This window comes from Escherichia sp. 94.0001 (assembly GCF_013369155.2).
In the GTDB taxonomy this organism is placed as follows: Bacteria; Pseudomonadota; Gammaproteobacteria; order Enterobacterales; family Enterobacteriaceae; genus Escherichia; species Escherichia coli_F.
The window spans coordinates 1-228 of record NZ_JABWMS020000345.1 but is presented as its reverse complement, the minus strand read 5'-3'; the positions used below and the strand labels follow the sequence as shown (position 1 = coordinate 228).

1 protein-coding gene is annotated in these 228 nt (G+C 55.3%); it reads left to right on the top strand.

All coding sequences use genetic code 11. The annotated features are described in order from the left end of the window. Nucleotides 1–228, top strand: a 228-nt coding sequence (locus tag HEN33_RS26045) for a tape measure protein (protein WP_242460336.1), incomplete at both ends; no start/stop codon positions are given.

Sequence of the window (228 nt, the reverse complement as noted above, 5' to 3'; positions counted from 1 at the left end):
CTGTCGGAATGGCTGGCGCATTTGCCGGTGCCTTTGCCACCGGACACCTGATTTCTCTGGCCGATGAATGGAGTTCCGTGAATGCCCGACTGAAACAGGCGTCGCAGTCATCCGATGAATTTTCGTCATCACAGAAAGTGCTGATGGATATCAGCCAGCGGACAGGCACGGCATTTTCGGATAATGCGGCCCTGTTTGCCCGTTCGGCTGCCTCGATGCGTGAATATG